General features: G+C 59.9%; 1 protein-coding gene. It reads left to right on the top strand.

All coding sequences use genetic code 11. The features are described 5' to 3' along the window. Positions 1-342, top strand: a 342-nt coding sequence (locus A3730_RS10995; protein ID WP_156501151.1) for an NAD(P)/FAD-dependent oxidoreductase, incomplete at both ends; no start/stop codon positions are given.

The raw sequence follows: 342 nt of genomic DNA, 5'->3' as shown, positions 1-342 counted from the left end.
ATCGGTTCCGGCATTGGCGGTCTCACCACCGCCGCCTGCCTGAGCAAAATGGGCAAGAAAGTGGTGGTGTTCGAGCAGCACTACACCGCCGGGGGCTTTACCCACAGCTATGATCGCAATGGCTACGAATGGGATGTGGGCGTGCACTACATCGGCGACATGGGCGCCGACCACACCATGGCCAAACGCCTGTTCGACCATGTCACCGACGGCGAGCTGAAATGGGCACCCATGGATGCCAACTACGACCGGCTGTTTATTGGCGACCGCCAGATCGACCTGATGGCCGGCCCCAAGGCCTTCGTGGACAGCCTAAAAAACGACTTCCCGGATGAGCATCAG

This window comes from Alcanivorax sp. HI0044, assembly GCF_001634945.1.
This window is presented reverse-complemented; position numbering and strand designations above follow the sequence as displayed.